The organism is Serratia sp. 2723 (assembly GCF_050434425.1).
GTDB lineage: Bacteria > Pseudomonadota > Gammaproteobacteria > Enterobacterales > Enterobacteriaceae > Chania.
On sequence record NZ_JBNDIN010000004.1, the window covers coordinates 272,618 to 290,823 of the forward strand.

The 18,206-nt window shown below is 47.6% G+C and carries 9 protein-coding genes; 5 read left to right on the top strand and 4 right to left on the bottom strand.

What is annotated here, in order from left to right; translation table 11 throughout:
* The first annotated feature begins 3 nt into the window (after window positions 1–3).
* The 4 genes from ABIE29_RS08310 (at window position 4) to ABIE29_RS08325 (ending at window position 9,997) form a co-directional block, all read left to right on the top strand.
* Window positions 4–3,825: an AMP-binding protein gene (locus ABIE29_RS08310; RefSeq protein WP_429617876.1), complete on the top strand. Its 3,822-nt coding sequence runs from the start codon at window positions 4–6 to the stop codon at window positions 3,823–3,825.
* Window positions 3,822–8,015, top strand: coding sequence for a non-ribosomal peptide synthetase (locus ABIE29_RS08315; RefSeq protein ID WP_429617877.1), 4,194 nt, complete (start codon window positions 3,822–3,824; stop codon window positions 8,013–8,015). The genes ABIE29_RS08310 and ABIE29_RS08315 overlap by 4 nt, the downstream gene beginning before the upstream one ends.
* Before the next feature lie 172 nt (window positions 8,016–8,187).
* The gene (locus tag ABIE29_RS08320) at window positions 8,188–8,364 is read left to right on the top strand and encodes a hypothetical protein (RefSeq protein ID WP_429617879.1); all 177 of its coding nucleotides are present in this window, start codon (window positions 8,188–8,190) and stop codon (window positions 8,362–8,364) included.
* A gap of 49 nt (window positions 8,365–8,413) precedes the next feature.
* Complete coding sequence (locus ABIE29_RS08325; RefSeq protein ID WP_429617881.1) at window positions 8,414–9,997, top strand: TcdA/TcdB catalytic glycosyltransferase domain-containing protein; 1,584 nt, start codon at window positions 8,414–8,416, stop codon at window positions 9,995–9,997.
* A 720-nt stretch (window positions 9,998–10,717) separates the two neighbouring features.
* Here the strand turns inward: ABIE29_RS08325 and ABIE29_RS08330 are convergent.
* The 4 genes from ABIE29_RS08330 to zwf all read right to left on the bottom strand — a co-directional run bounded on the left by ABIE29_RS08330 (window position 10,718) and on the right by zwf (window position 16,874).
* Complete coding sequence (locus tag ABIE29_RS08330) at window positions 10,718–12,817, bottom strand: peptidase domain-containing ABC transporter (RefSeq protein ID WP_429617883.1); 2,100 nt, start codon at window positions 12,815–12,817, stop codon at window positions 10,718–10,720.
* The gene (locus ABIE29_RS08335) at window positions 12,810–14,096 is read right to left on the bottom strand and encodes an HlyD family secretion protein (protein ID WP_429617885.1); all 1,287 of its coding nucleotides are present in this window, start codon (window positions 14,094–14,096) and stop codon (window positions 12,810–12,812) included. Before ABIE29_RS08335 ends, ABIE29_RS08330 begins: the two co-directional genes overlap by 8 nt.
* Window positions 14,097–14,417: 321 nt before the next feature.
* The gene (locus ABIE29_RS08340) at window positions 14,418–15,059 is read right to left on the bottom strand and encodes a bifunctional 4-hydroxy-2-oxoglutarate aldolase/2-dehydro-3-deoxy-phosphogluconate aldolase (RefSeq protein ID WP_429617887.1); all 642 of its coding nucleotides are present in this window, start codon (window positions 15,057–15,059) and stop codon (window positions 14,418–14,420) included.
* A 339-nt stretch (window positions 15,060–15,398) separates the two neighbouring features.
* Window positions 15,399–16,874: a glucose-6-phosphate dehydrogenase gene (gene zwf, locus ABIE29_RS08345; RefSeq protein WP_065685647.1), complete on the bottom strand. Its 1,476-nt coding sequence runs from the start codon at window positions 16,872–16,874 to the stop codon at window positions 15,399–15,401.
* A gap of 392 nt (window positions 16,875–17,266) precedes the next feature.
* Between zwf and ABIE29_RS08350 the strand changes: the two genes are divergently transcribed.
* Complete coding sequence (locus tag ABIE29_RS08350) at window positions 17,267–18,133, top strand: MurR/RpiR family transcriptional regulator (RefSeq protein WP_429618076.1); 867 nt, start codon at window positions 17,267–17,269, stop codon at window positions 18,131–18,133.
* The last annotated feature ends 73 nt before the right edge of the window (window positions 18,134–18,206 follow it).

Consider the following 18,206-nt stretch of genomic DNA (forward strand, 5'->3'; position numbering starts at 1 on the left):
ACCATGAAAAAAAATAAATTACTGGATTCACAGTTTGGATTTTATTACGGTAACAAGATCAGCAATGACAAGTCCATTTACAACATCGCAGAATATGTTGAAATAAACCATCCACTCGATATCGAGCGAATGAAGCACGCCATTTATTTTGTGATCAGTCAAACACCTACGCTTCATGCGATGTTCTCGGAGGACAATGGGGTTCCTTATCAATCCACCATGGCGTGTAACACCATGGTGGAGTTAGTGGATCTCTCACTCCATGATAACAGCATGGCCGTCGCTCTTGCATTGATAAAGGAGGATGTCAGACACCCCTTTTCCTTGGATACGCCTCCGCTATTCAGACAAAAAATCTTGGTTCTGGGTGAAAACCATTTTCTTTGGTACTTCTGTAGTCATCACTTGCTGCTTGATGGCTATAGTGCCTATCTACTGATCCATCAAGTCGCTGAAACCTATCGAAATCAAATATTACAGCCGCAGAGTTTTTCTCTGACGCCAACGGTCGAGAAACTGCTCAAAGCAGAGTCTGAATACAAAAAGTCAGCAGACTATCAAGCGGACAAACAATTTTGGCAGATGACCAGCGCTTCGCTGCCCAACCCAACTACGTTAGCACGCGTCAACATACCGTCGGGATTAACTATCCGCCACGTAGAATCTTTTCCATGCTCGGCAGGCATCTTCACACTGCAAACCAATCAACCTTCCTGGCTGGCGAGAACCATTGCTGCCGTGGTGGTGTATCTGTACTTTTGTACCGGGGAAAACTCACAGGCGATCGGCATCCCCATGATGGCACGCACGGAGCATCTTGCACGTCAGGCGTTAGCCTGCAAAACCAACGTTCTTCCGCTGGCCCTCAACATCGAAGAAACCACCACCGGGCTACAGTTGGCACATGAAATAGAGCACAAACTAAAACAGATCAAAAAGCATCAGGCATTTCGTTCTGAAGAGATAAAAAGCATGCGGGGCAACGCCAGTCACTCTCCGCTATTCAACATAGTGGTCAATATTATTCCCTTCGAAGCATCGGCTTCGTTTTCTCCCTCGCAGCGCAGCATAGTACGCAACATACGCTCGGGGAGCGCTCAGGATCTGGTGTTCAATTTACGTCCCGATATTGATAGTCAGACGCTTCGGTTGGAAAGCGACGCCGACTCGGGGCTTTATGATCGGGCGAGCCTGGTTCGGCACAGTCTGGCGATACAAAAGCTTTGCTCATTACTGCACAGCGAACAGGAAAACGCCCCCGTTCAACAATTAAGGCAGCATTTCCCGCTTTCTCTGTGTGGTAAAGAACGCGATATCGATGTCGTCGATGTCATGCAACGCATTGAACACACTGTCACTCACGCACCACAGAGCCTAGCAATATGTACACCGGAGCATCCTTCAAAGTCTCTCAGGGAACTGTCTTACGCACTTTTGCAGCAGCACGTGCTCTCCTGGGCCAATTTGCTGGCCCCTGTCCGCACAATGAATACGGCTCTGTTGATCGACCTGCCCAAAGGGCCAGAGGCCGTGATCTTGATGTTGGCCTCACTGCAATTGAATATGCCATTCGTTAATCTGAACTCGAGCGCCAATGAAGCGGAATATTGCCGTTTACTCGAGCAATTTGACGATGCCATTTTGATAACCAAGCGCAAGTTTAATCGCCATTCACTGCTCCACGCCTCGATCCACTGGCAAAGTCTGGTGCTCGCTATACCAAAGGATTACACGAATTGCATCCTTTTCCGTCGTCGGATGCCGGTCAGCAATGCCGAGTTTCCCACCGGGATCGGCTATATCATGTTTACATCTGGCTCCACCGGGGTACCCAAGGGTGTTCTTTGCGGCAGGAATTCGCTCAACGTTTTCACCACCGCTGCAATTGAACGCTACAGCATCGGGCCGCATGACCGCATATTGCAGTTTGCCCCTCTGCATTTCGACGCCAGCATAGAAGAAATTTTCATGACGTTGGCAGTTGGTGCCAGTCTGTATGTAGCTTCCGACGCCTCGGCTCACAGTTTTCCTGACTTGTTAGAATTCTGCGCAACACATCACCTTAGCCTGTTGGATCTTCCCACCGCCTATTTTAACGAGTTGCTGTTTGCACTCGGCGGCGAACTGCAATTGCCGGAAACCGTCAAGACAGTGATCGTCGGCGGGGAAAGCCTTTCGTCACGAACCAGGGATCTCTGGTTCTTACAGTCTCCCTGTGGTAGACGATTAATCAATTCCTATGGCCCGACCGAGGCAACCGTGGTGGCTACAGCGGCAGAGGTCAAAAACGATGATGCCCCCATCACAATTGGCTCCCCACTCAACGGCGTATTCATTGCGATCGTCGGAGAGAATCTCACTCCGGTTCCACTGGGTTGCAATGGCGAACTGTTAATCGCCGGGCCTACCGTCTTTATGGGGTACCTAAATCAGCCAGCATTGACCGCGGAAAAATTCGTGAAGATAGAGGTAAACGGCCGACAGTTGCTTGCCTATCGCACCGGCGATATCGCCTGTTTGGATAATGATCGACAGTTGTTATTCCTTGGGCGAAAAGTTCACGAAACAAAAATCGCTGGGCAGCGGGTCAATATGAGCGAAATAGAAGCTTGCATCGCCAGACTACCCGGCATTGTCGAAGCCGCCGTGCTGGCAAAAAGTGGCGATGCGGGGACTGTGCTTTACGCGCATTATCACGGCCCGCAGCCGTTGGATGAGCTTACCCGACGCATGCTGTTTGGGGAACTGCCCAACTCGCACATCCCCAAAAGCTTCGTACATCATCAAACGCCGCTGGTAAAACTGCCTAACGGTAAGATCGATTATCGTACGCTTGAACGGCACTCCCTGGAATCAACGCCGAAAGATAAGGTGCATTCGACGACGTTCAAAGCGTTAGTCCAGGAAATTTGGCTGAGGACGCTGGGCTGTGATGATGGCGATTTTTTCACTCTCGGCGGTGAGTCCCTACAAGCGATAAAAATCATTAATGCACTTAACGCTTACTGTCAGTTCGATTTGAACCTGCGGGATATCTTTGAACACCCGAGCCTCGCAGACTTTTGCCAGCACCTCGTACAGCTGGCACATTCGCGTTACGGACTTAGTCAACACCATCTGGATATTCGCTGCGCCATCAGCCAATGTCTATCTATCGATGCAGACACGCCGAAAAGCCCGGTTCTGTTTTTCCAACAGCCCGAAGGCTCAGACGAACGGCGTTTGCTGGAGTCTCTTTCCTCCGAACATAACGCGCATATTCTCACGTCGCAGGAAGACGCTTATTGCTTTACAGGGCGGCTAGCCGCAGCGGTGTTCAACGTGCCAGAAGCACCTCTGCAATATGTGTGCTGGCTCAACACACTGCCTCCATTGCTGCACGCACTGTCGGGAAAAGTTCAGAAAATGATTTTTTTGTGTAACCCGTCAAGCAGCACCAAGCTCACACAAGATCTGTTGAATGGGTACCGACACGAAAAGCTGATGCTGCTGCGCAAGGCCGATCACAGTCTCAAATTCATCGATGATGGCTTAATCGAACTGATCGCCCTTTCAGCACAGTTGGGATACTTTCCCCACATTCGATTTGATACCACCAATGAGAGACTGCGCGGTTGCGTACTTAAAAGTATCGGCATCGACGATGGAGAGAGCACAGATCACCAAGCCGCTTTCGTTGCAGCACAACAAAGAAACCCTGGAGTACAACTTTGCGACTTGTCTTACTGGCTCAATTTGGTTGCCGCGAACAGCAAGCAACAGCCATGTAATGGACGCAGTGACAAGCAAGACGTAAATACCCTTCGGGAAGGAGTGAGTTTATGAGCGTGGCAGGCCTGATACATCTTATGGAAATGGCAAAAAAAGGCGCCAATTTTGGCAAGCTATCGTCACAACATCTGGAGATCGGCAATATCTCCGATGCCGAAATCGATGTCGCGCAAGTAGACATAGCAGCATTTCTATCTACATGCGCACCGGCTAAATCCGCGCAGGACGAAGGGAAAAAAGCGAACTATCTCGTCAACCGTTATGCGGGACAATACCTCTGGCTATACGACAACTTCACAAAAAATAGCCCCATGTATAATATCCCGATAGCCAAGGAGATCATCGGAACCTTTGAGCCCGAACGCTTGATTTCCGCGTTGAAAAAAATGCTTAAACGTCATGCTGCGCTGTGCGGTCACTACCAGCTTGACGGTGAAAACATCGCCGTCGACATCGTTTCCCCCGATACGACCATGTTTGAACGTTGCCTAGAAGATATCAACACACTTGATGACGAGGCGCAGCAAAACAGCGTGATGGCCGCTATGGAAGCACAGTGCAGCGTTCCGTTCAATCTTGGTTCAGAACTCCCACTACGTTGTCATATTCTGAGAAAAAACGCGCAGCACCACTACCTGTTTTTGACCTTCCACCACAGCGTAGTGGATGGCTGGACTGCCAACTTACTGGTTGACGAACTCACCCGTGACTACTGTTCTGATGAAGAACATCGCCCTCAATATGACGACAGTCATGCTTTTTTCCGCTTCCTTGAAGATCCTTTTCTTTCTGTCGCAAACGCCAATGATAGCCTTGAGTTTTGGCTCGATGAGTTGCGCTATGCTCCGGAAAAACACACATTGGACTATGACATCGCCATTACTGCAGCGGATAAAGCGCAAAACATCGTCAGAGAGTCGCTGGCGGGCGATTTGCAGCAAGCCTTGGCGCAACAGGCTAAATGCGCAGGTACGTCACTGTTTGCATTACTGCACACAGCCTTCGCTCTGCTGATCGCCAGAGAGTCTGCTTCGGAACGCGTGGTCATCGGCAGCCCGGTCGCCAACAGAACCGAGCCGGCGTTAAACGCCGCCGTTGGCAGTTTCGTTAACACCGTCGCTCACCAATTTCATATCGCCGCTGACGACAACTTCAGCACTTTATTGCAAAAAAGCGCCGGTAAATTTGCCCGCGCGTTTAAGCATCAGGGACTGCCTTTCTCCTATTTGGTTGAGCAATTGAAACCTGCACGCGGCAAGTTTCATCCCATTTTCCAGATCATGTTCGTTTGCCAACATCGCAAAAACAACGAACTGATTTTTGGTTCAGCGCAGGTTGATACTCTGTCGAGAAAGTATGCTCCACCTAAATTTGATCTGGTGTTGGAAGTCATCTCTACAGTGGACGGAATTCAATTTGAATGGCAATACAATGCCAAGCTGTTCGCACCTCAACGCATCAAAGCATTGTCGCAGACTTACATGCTACTGCTTGAGCAAATTGTACGCGATCCCTTGCTGGCCGTCGGCCGTTACTCCCTAACGCCAACTGCCGATATCGCGCAGTTGCGCAAGCTTTCTACGGGTGCGGAGATACCGGAATTCCTTCACCAAAACTTGTCGCAGCGGTTGTGGCGCGCCGGTAACGAACATGCTGCCCTGCCAGCATTGATCGAAGGTGAGCGCGTATGGAGCTACGAAAAACTGCTGCATCATGCTGGTACTGTCGCACATTGGTTAGCAGTTCATACTGTCCAGGAAGCCCTGATCGCTATAGATCTCCCTCGCGGTGCACTGCAGGCGATCGTGGCACTCGGTATCCTATTGGCTGGCCGAGCCTATTTGCCTCTGGCAGAGGGACTGCCGGACGCGCGCGCTGCTGACGTTATCCGGTTATCGGGATGCGATTGGGTAATCAATACCGCGTCGCATCAACACCCTCGCTATCCGTTCGGTACCCATTGTCAGGCTCTGGATGCAATATTTTCCACGTCCCACTTGCGCGATGAGTTTCATTTCACACAAGGAAAAGCGCATGATCTCGCCTATGTCATTTACACTTCGGGGACAACAGGAACGCCAAAAGGCGTGGCAATTGAGCATAGTGCCATCACCAACACACTGTTAACGATGAATAGGCTGTTCCATGTTTCTCCTCGGGACAACATATTAGCCATCGCGGATTTGGCTTTCGACCTGTCGGTTTACGACCTGTTCGGCAGTTGGTTAGCAGGTGCCACGGTCATCAGCTTATCGGCGCAAGACGCCAAAGAGCCAGCCTCATGGCTAAACACAATACGGCAACACCAGATTAGCATCTGGAACTCTGTCCCCGCCATGTTGCAAATGCTGCTGCAATATTGCGAGCAGGAAAACATCGCTTCCTTGCCTGAACTGCGGCAAATTTGGTTGAGCGGAGATCGCATATCACCACGGTTGATCGCCCAAGCATATAGACTATGTCCCAACGCGAGCATCACCAGCTTAGGCGGTGCGACCGAAGGAGCGATCTGGTCAATTTACCATCCCCTATCACGAGATACGCAATACAGAAACGCAATCCCTTATGGCGTAGCACTACCTAACCAGAATATGTGGGTATTAGATGAAGATCTCAAGCCGTGCGGCTATGGCGTAACGGGTGATATCTATATCGGTGGCACCGGGGTTGCGCGCGAATATTGGCACGACCGGCAAACTACTGCCGGCAGTTTTATAGCGTGCTCGGAGCTAGGTGGTCGTCTGTACCGCACTGGCGATCGCGGTCGTTGGAACCGTTGCGATTATATCGAGTTTCTTGGCCGCGAAGACCAACAGGTGAAATTACAAGGATTCCGTGTCGAACTGGGCGATATCGAGTTCGTGCTCAAAAACAACGCGCTGGTTGCGGAAGCATGCGTAGTATGCTGCAACGATCCAGACAGTGGCGCACGTCACCTAGAGGCCTATATCACATTGACGTCAGAGGGAAAATCGAGCGCGCAAGCGGAAGTGCAACTACGAGAACATGTGAGCACCGCGCTACCTGCCTATATGACACCAACGCGATACCACGTCATCGAACATTTCCCACTCTCGCGCAATGGAAAATTGGATCGTTCATTATTATTCTCAAACGATACTCCGTTACAGGCCCAACGTAATCCAATCCCTCAAACATTCACGGCAGAGTTGCTGCATTTGCAGATGCTGCTGGCGGAGACGCTGGGTTGCGAACCCAATCAGATAGATCCCCACGCTAGTTTCTTCGGCAACGGTGGTAGTTCGCTGTCCGGAATTACATTCTTAGGAAAAATTAAACATGCCTTAAACGTCGAGTTGACGCTAGCGGAAATTCTTGGTTACCAACAGCTCACTTCTCTTGCCAAACGCATTCGTCAGAATCCCCCATTAGCACTGTCGGTACTGTCCGAGCAGGTAAACAACCCATCGTTACCCACGCTGTATTTGGTACATGGTGCCGGTGGACAAGTTCACCAATACGCCCGATTGGTGGAGAAATTATCCCCCTATGCCAACATCATAACCATTGCCTGCCCAGAATTGGCAGGACCAGGAGACAGCGTATCCGTGACCTTGCCGCAGTTGGCCGCAGCTCATTTAACTGTCATTGCGAAAAACAAGCGTACCTCGGCCATGATCGCAGGCTGGTCATTAGGCGGCCAGTTAGCTATCCATATGGCAGCGTTAGCCACGCAGCAAGGCAAGCCATTTGCACATGCTGTCGTCATCGACAGCGGCTTACCTTCTTCTGACCCATTGAATAAACGCCAATTCAGCGTCACGCAGTGTTATCTGAATCTCTTCGACTCCCTCGGCATTGCACAACAATTATACCAGCATGGAAAAATGGCGCCTCAGTGCAATTTTATCGACGAAGTCAGAGAGCATTATGCTTCGAATCAGTCTGTCCTTGCCGAAAAAATTACGATTGAGCATGCCGAAGCCTTTTGTTTAGCGATAAAGAAATCATTTGAACTGACCGATAGCGCGGGTGAGCTCCCGCAACTCGATATTCCGCTAGCACTGTGCCTTAGCCAAGAACGTTTGTGCAAACAAGCCGATCTTTCATCAAGATGGAAAGCACAATCGTCGCAAAACGTTAGGCTCACCTATTGTGCAGAAACACATTATAGCATTATCGACAGTACGCCGCTTCACAATGCGCTGAGGTCTCTATTGTGTGAGTTGAAATGTTTGACAAAGCAAAGTCGATATAGTCCACACCAAATACTTAATGACTGAGCATTTATTTAATCAATATAGAACCTCACATAAACCAACACTATCTTAGAATAGGAGGGAGGTGCATCAAAAAATCAATCCTAACTGAAAAAAAGCCTAAGGCAACCTTTTTTATAACATATGGGTTATTCAAATCAAACCCAACAAACAGAATTAATATAGAGAGATTAACATGAAAGAATTGGACGAGAAGTTTCTAGAAAATGTTTCCGGTGGATATAGTGGTATTCTTGCTGGGGCATCTGGTTTAGGAGATAACAGTCCTAGTACAAATTCAGGTACTATTATGGGTTCAAGAGTACCTGGTAATAACGGCTCTTCAAATAACGACCCTTTTAACGATAACTGAAAAAATTAATCACTGAGCATGCCCTCCTTACAGGAGGGCATGATAACACATGAAAAAACTAAGCAAAAAAATAGCGATATTGAAAGAAAAGATCATTCATGGTGATAAAACCAAACTTATTGAAAAAGAAGGTAAACACAGAAATGAACTCTCTATTTTGTTAGACATGCTTAAAACCATTTATATTGATATAATACCAAAATCATCCTGCAAAAATAAAGAGGCCAACATAAACTCCATCGCTGACACATTTAGCTATGCCGCTATCTCATATGAGTCAGGAGTCGCAAAAAACATCTTAAAAAGTCTTATTTTTCTCGATGAATTACTTATTTGTATAGAAAGTAACTTTCAAGAACCTCCGGTGTGCACTCTGAGAGAAAAATTACTTTACTTGTACCAGTCAGCTCGCAACCTGCATGTATTCAAAAAATTAAATAGCAAAATAATTCACTTTATCTGGATTGGTAAAATGTCAAAAACCCAACTCAAACATGTAGAGTTATGGGCAAAGCATAATAATGACTACCGTATTATGTTATGGATAGACCCTAAAACGCTTTTAGCAGGTGAGTTATTGAAGGCAAAAAAAAACACATTGCGTTCCGATAGGACCGGAAAGCAAGAAGCATTGCGGATACAACGCGAATGTTGGTGCTTTTCACAAGAGAAACATGGAGTTAATGACGAAATAATAGCAGAATACCTTATTAAAACCCCAAGTAAAACAACACTAAATTCTTTACATAAAAAAAGAGAAAAAGCATACAGAGATTTTATTTATCTCAAGTCAAGCCATAACAACATAGAAATAATGGATATAAACAATCTGACTAGTAAAGTTAAAAACCGGATAGAATATGATATTTACAAGTTAGAAATATTTTACAGGACCAACCTCGCAGCTGCATCGGATGTAATAAGGCTACTGATATTACTAGAATTCGGCGGAATTTACATTGATATAGATACGCTACCTAAAATAAACATTAGCTTTCCAAATACGGAAAGATACTTAACCAACAATGACCGGCTTGAAGGAAACCATGAAAAAATAGAGGCAATGAAGAACACGATGGTATTTGAAAAGTTTTGGGGGATAAGATCCGAAGGAAAAAAATTTTTGGAGACCAATGATTATATCAATCGCCCAGCATTGTTCAATGCAATGAAAAAGGATTTGTGTAACATTGAAACCAACAGTATATTTAGTGGGTTGCAAGAAATAAAAATCCCTTTTGATATACCTCTAATCAGTAGAAACAATAAAAATATCAATGTGTTTTTCAGTAACGTTATAGTGGCTAATAGTCACTCCATGACGATAAATAGGGCCTTATGCATTATCAAAGAAAACTATAGAGAAATCACTTGCCTACTAGAAAAAAACAGTCAGAATGATTTTATTTCCAACTATACTCTTGATGGATACAAAAACAGTTCGAGGATAACGTTGAAAATCTCAGGCCCAGGGGTACTACTAAGGGCAATTATCTTAACAATAATTGACACACTAGAATTACCGAAAGATATCTCCGAGCCCGCATTATTAGGACTTATAAACACTCATCTATCCTTCACAGAACAGACGATGGAAACAGAAACGGGCCTGACATCATCATGGATGAAATAGAAAGCAGAGTCGCAACATTACGACTCTGCTTGTTTAGGTTATTTACTGTTTAACTTGTCTAGTTTTTTTTCACAATAATCATATGCGAAAAAAGCGACCATAAACTGTAAGGCCATAAGTATGACTAAAAGCATTAAACCTCCATTTCCTATTAATGGAGTAAAAAATATAACACTTCAAAGGTTATAATTCAAACAATAATCAATCGTTACAAGTGTTTTTTTGCCAACCTATTATACGCTTAACAATAGCTGGTCACATACCCAGCTTAAATTATATATTGTCAACCCAGTAACATCCCTCTATCCGTTGATAGCAATTATTGTCTGGGTGTGATAAGAAATTAGATAGTACTCTTGAGTACGATTAAACCTAAAGTAAAAATTAATTTACACTAGCGCTCTCAGATAAAAAATAAAGATACTGATTGTTCACTATTCTCTACTGCATTGCATAATACCCCATATCTATGAACAGGCACATTTAATAAAATTCACCACACGAATCAATATATTTTACGGCAAATTATCCACTTTACGCACGGTGTTGTACAACATGAAAAATATTTCTGTTACTTATCTTTATTAGTAAATCGTGAGATTACAGCTTACAAAATAAGGAGAAAATCCTAATCCAAAAAAGATATAACGACAGCTAAAACACCTTTCAAATTAAGCACTATAAAAATATAAATAAAATGACATATTTTCATCATCAATATCATGCTAATGGAATCACCCTATCCGCTGAAGCAATGGTCGAAGGACGGTGGGCAATAATGACACGTGTGATATTCAATTGCGCTATAGCGTTGTTGATATGCGCCTCATTTTCCAGATCCAAATGGCTGGTTGCTTCATCCATAAACAATATACTTGGCCTGCGGTACATCGCACGAGCGATCAACAACCTCTGTTTCTGTCCGCCAGATAAACTCCCCCCTAATTCCCCGATTAGGGTTTCATATCCCATCGGCATGCTTTGAATATCGTCATGTATATTACAGCGACGGGCACAGGCTTCAACACGCTTAAAATCCAACTCAGCATCAAACCCCGAAATATTTTCGGCAATGGAACCTGCCAACAACTTATCATCCTGTAACACGCAGGCAATACACTGACGATAATTATTTACACCGATATTGCTGATATCCAGACCATCAACCAGGATCGTACCTTCAACCGGTGTCAGCAATCCGCACATCAATTTCATCAACGTGGTTTTGCCCACACCGGATGGGCCGACGATCGCCACACTTTCACCCGCTGCGATACTGAGGTTTAAATCGGCAATAATAGGCTTCGTTAGATGATCGTATTGATAACGCAGATTTCTAACCTGAAGTTCCACTGCCTGACCTTTGGCGAATAACTGGCGAATTGGCATTTGCTGTTCCGGCGGAGATAATACGATGTCCGCCACCCTTTCGTTATGCAAACTTAGCATACGCAGCTGGAGTACCATGTCGATCAGGCTGCTGGCACGTTCAGAAAATTGACCTCGATAAGCGTTGAAAGCGACAAACATCCCGAGCGTCATTTGATTGTCGATCACTAATGCAGCCCCGAGCCACAGAATAATCACCTGATCGCAGGTGGCAATAAACGCGCCAAGCCCACCAAACATCATATTCAGCTTGGTTAACTTGATGCCAGCGTTAATCGTTTCCACATTCAGGTTTAACCAAAACTGTGCGCGAGTCTCGGATAATCCCAATGCTTTCAAGGTGCCAATACTATACAACGTCTCCATAAAGTGAGAACTTGCCCGCGCCCCCTTTACCAATTGCTCTTCCGACAGCTGCCGATGATATTGGTATGTCGATAGCCGCAAGATAATGTATGCCGCCGTGAAGCCGAGCACTACCCACACTAACCAACCGCCATAAAGCAGCATCATAATAAACACGCCGACTGACATGATGCTATCGATAATGCTGCTGACAATGCTGGTGGTAAACGTGGTTCTGATCGTATCCAGCGAGCCGAAGCGGGATTGAATATCACCCAACTTGCGCTTTTCGAAGAAAGAAAGCGGCAGTTTCAGCAGATGATCGAAAACCCCCGCCTTCCACTGCACGTCTATCAGCGCCCCCATAACAATCGAAATCCACGTTCTCAGCATGGATACGCCAGTACGGAATAAAATGAAGCACAACAATCCTATGCATATCAACGCCAAAAGGTCATGGTCACCAGCAAGGATGACATGATCCATAACCAACTGCGTGCCAACCGGAAGCAACAGATTGACGGCTTCAATCACTATCGAAAGACAGAAGATCTTAAGCAATGCCCCTTTGAGCCCATGCACGTTGGCCATGAGCTTGCGGAAACGCAACCTGCTCTTCTGCTTGATTGGTTGAAATTCGCTGTCGGGCCACAGTTCAAGTGCCACCCCGGTGAAGTGCCGCGAGATCTCATGCAACTCCATCACCTTACGCCCGAAGGCCGGATCGTGGATCACCGCTCGCCCGCGGCTGATACTGACCAGAACAACGAAGTGCTTCATATCCCAATGGAGGATACAGGGCAATTTCAACGCCTTGAGTTCGTCAATGTTCAATGACAGCGCGCGCGATTGCAATTTCAACGCACCAGCTATATCAATCAATGCGGATAACGTTGCACCACGCGACGAAAAACCGTAGCGGCTGCGCAAATTGAACAGATCGATTTGTAAGCCATGGTAATGACACACCATCGCCAAACTAGCCAAACCGCATTCAGATGCTTCGGTCTGTAGGATCTGCGGCACTTTCCTGCCAAATGCTAAATTCAATCTTCCCGTCAACGCTTCGAAATTGGAATCAGTCATTTATCGGTCCCATCAGACTTTTTTGCATATCGTAAAAAGGCGAGAACATCCATTGATATAATGGCCTTTTCTCCAGGAAAAGCGTCGACTGGGCATGCATGCCGTTAGTCAACTGCAGCACTTTGCCCTGATAACTGAGGCGCGTTTTTTCCAGCACAATGATAGCCTTATAATAAGATGCCGTCTGCGCGGCCATTTGATGCACTGGCGAACTGCTGTAAGTGGACATTTCTTGAACGGAGGCAGGAACATAAGCAATACTTTCGATCTTGCCAGGAAATTGCCCAAATTTTTCGTAGGGAAAAGCGTCGTAGCGAATATTGATGGTATCATTCGCAGAAACATAGGGTACGCTACTATTCGGCAACCACAGCACTAACTGATAAATCGCATCGCTACGAGGGATAATCTGCACCAAACTATCGCCACTATTGACCATTTGTCCTGGTGTAACGCTTAGAGACTCAATACGACCATCCGTTGGTGCGTTAACTATCAACGTCCCACTGGCATCTGCTTCAGTCAATTGACGCTGTAAATCATTACGCTGAAACTGGTACTGAGAAATCTGGTTATCAAAATCTGCGGCGCGCGTAACGATATCACTTTCAAGATTAGTGATTTGCAGTGATTCTTGGATATGCTGACTATACAAGTTTTGGAACAGACTCTGTTGTTGATAAAATGAATAAGTCTGCCCATTTAGTTGATCTTTGGTTATCAGGCCGCGCCGCTGATAGTCTTTATATGAGCGCATGTTATTCTGAGCAAAGTCGACTCCTTTCTGCGCATTATCCAACAACTTTTTGGATTGCAAATGGGCTGCTTCATACTGCTGTTTTTGCTGGTGTAGATTCTCCAACGTCATACGTTTATTGTCTTGTAGCTTCAAAATAATGCTATCGACATGCTGCACTTGATTTTCCAGCGCCAAACGCGTATTGGCGCTGACTTTACCGGTATCCGTCACACGACTGACATCAAGTTGATAAAGGCGCTGCCCCTTTTTGACCACATCTCCAATGCCAACAAAACGCTCTGCGATGAAGCCCTGTTGTGGCGCAAACACGTTTACCGAGCGAGGAAAGGTAGTTATTTCTCCATAAACATTGATGCGGCGGGTGTAACTACTGAATATAAGGAAGGCAAGCAAGATACTAAGAAACAGTAGCGACAAAACACAAAAAAACCAAGCTGGCATACCTGTTATCAATAACACTTTGCCCGCCCATTTGGCACGTTGGTGTTCCACGACTTCCTGTCGAAATAAATCCCGCATAAAATCTATTTACCGTAAAAATATTTCAAGCCAATCATGACCCGAAAATATATACGTTAAGATACTGGCAGAAATGTACCCAGCTGGTTAGATAAGCCGACTCTTTTCAAACAGCACCGTAAAGATAACCATTCTCATTATCATATATAACCATCTGCCATAATACAATCTTTTTCACATCCCATAACTGTAGACCCTATCTCCTCCGGAAAACCATTCAGTAAATAGATAACAACCACCGCAAAATGTGAAGTTGTGGTATTTGCAGGCAAAAAAAATGCCAATCACAGAGGATTGGCATCAGCAGGAGCGAACGCGGGTTTAGGCGGTAGCACCTTTGACGGCTTCACGTGCCAATTCGGTGATACGGGCATAGTCGCCGCTTTCCAGCGCATCCGCAGGCACTAACCAGGAACCGCCGATGCACAACACGCTTTTCAGCGCCAGATAATCACGGTAGTTGTTCGGCGTGATGCCGCCGGTTGGGCAGAAGCGCACCTGCGAGAACGGCCCGGCAATGGCTTGCAGCGCCTTGACGCCGCCGTTGGCTTCCGCTGGGAAGAATTTAAACTCGCGCAGGCCATAATCCATCCCCAACATCAGCTCGGAAACGGTGCTGATACCCGGGATCAACGGAATGCTGCCTGCGGTGGCGGCTTTCAGCAGCTCGGCGGTCAGGCCAGGGCTGATGGCAAACTGTGCACCAGCCTCGGTCACTTCCTGCAGTTGCTGTGGATTAATCACCGTACCGGCACCAATGATGGCATCAGGCACCTCTTTGGCGATCGCACGAATAGCGTCCATCGCACAGGCGGTACGCAGCGTCACTTCCAGCACGCGCACGCCACCCGCAACCAGCGCTTTGGCCAACGGCACTGCATATTCCAGCTTGTTAATCACAATCACCGGAACTACGGGGCCTGCCGTCAGGATCTGCTCTGCACTGGTTTTCCAGTTTTTCATCGTCATTATCTCCATTACTTTCGGTTGGTGTATGGCACGCCCCTGCCACAGGGCTCCGCATCACTGCAGATTCCGATCGCACCGCTAAAAGCCAGCAGACAGGCTGACGCCGGTCACCTAGGCTAATTCTGTTGACGTGTTCCCAGCCCCTCACCCCAGCCCTCTCCCAAAGGGAGAGGGAACTAAACGGTGCTCTCAATAAGCCTTTTCTGTTTCAGGAAGAAAACCAAATCTATCTACCTCTGCCGCTCCAGCAAGAAAACCAGAACAGCAGCAACTTCGATCTATCCCCTCTCCTTTTGGGAGAGGGTTAGGGTGAGGGAACAGGTAAACTGCTGCTTATTCGAACTCGTTCCACGAACGGCCATCGCGAGTAATCATCGCGACGGAAGCCACCGGCCCCCAAGTCCCAGACTGGTATGGCTTAGGCGCTTCGTTATCCGCTTTCCAGGCATCCATGATTGAGTCAACCCACTTCCAGGCCTCCTCCACTTCGTCACGGCGCACGAACAGCGCCTGAATGCCACGCATGGTTTCCAGCAGCAGGCGCTCATAGGCGTCGGCCACGTGTTCCTGATTGAAGGTTTCCGAGAAGCTCAGATCCAGCTTGGTGGTTTGCAGACGATGCTTGTGATCCAATCCCGGCACCTTGTTCAGGACCTGGATTTCGATCCCTTCGTCCGGCTGCAGGCGAATGGTCAGTTTGTTCTGCGGCAGTTGTTGATAGGAGTCACGGAACAGGTTCAATGGTGGGTTTTTAAAGTACACCACCACTTCTGAACATTTGGTCGGCAAACGCTTACCGGTACGCAGATAGAACGGCACCCCGGCCCATTGCCAGTTGTCGATATCGACGCGGATGGAAACAAACGTCTCGGTGTTACTGCTCTTGTTTGCCCCTTCCTCTTCCAGGTAGCCCGGCACTTTTTTACCCTGCACGAAACCTGCTGTGTACTGGCCGCGCACGGTGGTTTCCCGAACATTGGTCTGATTGATACGGCGCAGCGAGCGCAGCACTTTGACTTTCTCATCACGAATACGGTCAGTGGTCAGATCCGCCGGTGGCGACATGGCAATCATGGTCAGGATCTGCAACAGGTGGTTCTGGATCATGTCGCGCATCTGTCCGGCCTGATCGAAATATCCCCAGCGCCCTTCAATACCCACCTCTTCCGCCACGGTGATCTGCACGTGATCGATGGTGCGGTTATCCCAGTTGGAAGCAAACAGGGAGTTGGCAAAGCGCAGCGCCAGCAGGTTCAGTACCGTCTCTTTACCCAGATAGTGGTCGATGCGGTAAACCTGGGATTCGTTAAAGTACTCAGCGACCTGATCGTTGATCACCCGTGAGGACGCCAGATCAGTACCAAGTGGCTTTTCCATCACTACTCGCGCAGGTTCTTTATTCAGTTTGGCCTCGCCCAGACCCTTGCAAATGGCGCCAAAGGTGCTTGGCGGCATGGCGAAATAGTTGATGGTGGTACGATGTTTCTGGTCCAGCATCTTGCCCAACTCGGCGAAGTGCTTGCTGTCGTTGACGTCCAGATTGCAGAAGTCCAGGCGTGCGCTCAGCGTGGCCCAAAGCTCATCGTCCAGCTTTTCTTTCATAAAGGTGCCCAGGGCTTCCTTGACCACCTTGGTATAAGCTTCTTTATCCCACTCGGCACGGCCTACCCCGATGATACGGGTATCCGGGTGGATGTGACCGGCTTTCTCTAACTGGTACAGGGAAGGCAGCAGTTTACGACGCGCCAGATCGCCTTTTGCGCCGAAAATAACCAGGTCACAGGCCTGGGCTGTAGAAGTTACCGCCATGTTCATCTCCTCGATGCAGGATATTTGTAATTTTCTTACATTACTAATGTACTCTCTTTCGCTACAGCCAGTAAACCCGGATCAAAAGCAGAAAAAAAGCCCCAGAAACTACGGCGTTATCCCTGACGTAGCGCTAACGCTGCTGGCAACGGGGAAAACTGTAATTTTCTGTCTTTTTTGACACTCTTTTACCATTATGAAAGTTAGACACAGGTCATGTTCTGGTGAAAAAAGCCAGCTTATCCCTTGTCGACACTGCCAACGCTTACCAGCACGTAGTATATTTTCATTAAACCGGATTGATTTCTCCTTTGATTGAAATCGACATACCCGATGGATCGCCAGCGACAGCCGGTGTCCGGCAGGTATAAACCATGAGTGACTCTCGTTATATGAATACGCTGGAAAAAATCCAGAGCCATCTGGAGCTCCTGAGCAAATCGGAAAGGAAAGTCGCCGAGGTGATCCTGGCCTCCCCACAAACCGCCATTCACTCCAGCATCGCCCGGCTGGCCAAATTGGCCGATGTGAGTGAACCGACCGTTAACCGCTTTTGCCGCCGCCTTGAAACCAAAGGATTCCCCGATTTCAAACTGCATCTGGCACAAAGTCTGGCCAACGGCACGCCCTATGTAAACCGCAATGTCGAAGAAAACGACACCGTTGCCGCTTACACCGGTAAGATCTTTGAGTCGGTGATGGCCAACCTGGATACAGTAAAGGCAAATCTCGACATTACCGCAATCAATCGTGCGGTTGATCTGCTTACCCAGGCAAAAAAAATCTCGTTCTTCGGATTGGGGGCTTCTGCTGCCGTGGCGCACGATGCCATGAACAAATTTTTCCGCTTCAATATTCCGGTAGTCTATTTTGACGATATCGTCATGCAGCGCATGAGCTGTATGAACTCCGTCGAGGGGGATGTCGTGGTACTGATCTCCCATACCGGACGCACCAAGAATCTGGTCGAGATGGCGCACCTGGCGCGAGAGAACGACGCCACGGTCATCGCCATCACCTCGAAAGATACACCGCTGGCCCAGGCGGCAACCCTCCCGCTACTGCTGGACGTGCCGGAAGATACCGATGTTTATATGCCAATGGTATCCCGAATTGCGCAGTTAACCCTGATTGACGTGCTGGCCACCGGATTTACCTTGCGCCGAGGGGCTAAATTCAGAGATAACTTGAAGCGGGTCAAGGAAGCGTTGAAAGAATCGCGCTTTGATAAAGGGATCGTCCCTAATAGTTTCGACTGAAAACGGATTTAAAAACCGCCGGTCAGATCAGCAAGTTGACCCACGGGATTATAGTTGTACCCTGATAGCTCGT

Bases quoted from the DNA above. Each gene is read 5' to 3' on its own strand.
- ABIE29_RS08310 (WP_429617876.1), top strand. From the start codon at position 4: ATGAAAAAAAATAAATTACTGGATTCACAGTTTGGATTTTATTACGGT.
- zwf (WP_065685647.1), bottom strand. From the start codon at position 16,874: ATGGCGGTAACTTCTACAGCCCAGGCCTGTGACCTGGTTATTTTCGGC.
- ABIE29_RS08350 (WP_429618076.1), top strand. From the start codon at position 17,267: ATGAATACGCTGGAAAAAATCCAGAGCCATCTGGAGCTCCTGAGCAAA.
- ABIE29_RS08320 (WP_429617879.1), top strand. From the start codon at position 8,188: ATGAAAGAATTGGACGAGAAGTTTCTAGAAAATGTTTCCGGTGGATAT.
- ABIE29_RS08330 (WP_429617883.1), bottom strand. From the start codon at position 12,817: ATGACTGATTCCAATTTCGAAGCGTTGACGGGAAGATTGAATTTAGCA.
- ABIE29_RS08315 (WP_429617877.1), top strand. From the start codon at position 3,822: ATGAGCGTGGCAGGCCTGATACATCTTATGGAAATGGCAAAAAAAGGC.
- ABIE29_RS08340 (WP_429617887.1), bottom strand. From the start codon at position 15,059: ATGAAAAACTGGAAAACCAGTGCAGAGCAGATCCTGACGGCAGGCCCC.
- ABIE29_RS08325 (WP_429617881.1), top strand. From the start codon at position 8,414: ATGAAAAAACTAAGCAAAAAAATAGCGATATTGAAAGAAAAGATCATT.
- ABIE29_RS08335 (WP_429617885.1), bottom strand. From the start codon at position 14,096: ATGCGGGATTTATTTCGACAGGAAGTCGTGGAACACCAACGTGCCAAA.